Consider the following 257-nt stretch of genomic DNA (forward strand, 5'->3'; position numbering starts at 1 on the left):
GCCGTGCTCGGCCTGATCTTCGTCGCGCTCAGTTCGCTGTACACGACGCTGATCGCCTGCTCGGTCCGTCCGCTCGGCCGGCTCGTGAGGCGGCTCGCGTGGCTGACGCGTTGGCAAGGCAAGATCATCGGCTCGATCTTCATCGCGCTCGGCCTGCGCGTCGCGGCTCAGCAGCGTTGACGCATGCGCTCCGCATGATGTCCGACACGGCACCCGCCCGCGAAATCCTCTACACCGACCCGCGCCTCGTCGCGGTC

At 68.5% G+C, this 257-nt stretch carries 1 pseudogene; it reads left to right on the forward strand.

Annotation, left to right across the window (positions count from 1 at the left end):
- Positions 1 to 180: pseudogene (locus tag SB771_RS35570) on the forward strand (LysE family translocator); the annotation flags it as partial.
- Positions 181 to 257 lie beyond the last annotated feature (77 nt).

Origin of the sequence: Burkholderia sp. SIMBA_051 (assembly GCF_046534915.1) — a bacterium.
In the GTDB taxonomy this organism is placed as follows: Bacteria; Pseudomonadota; Gammaproteobacteria; order Burkholderiales; family Burkholderiaceae; genus Burkholderia; species Burkholderia ambifaria.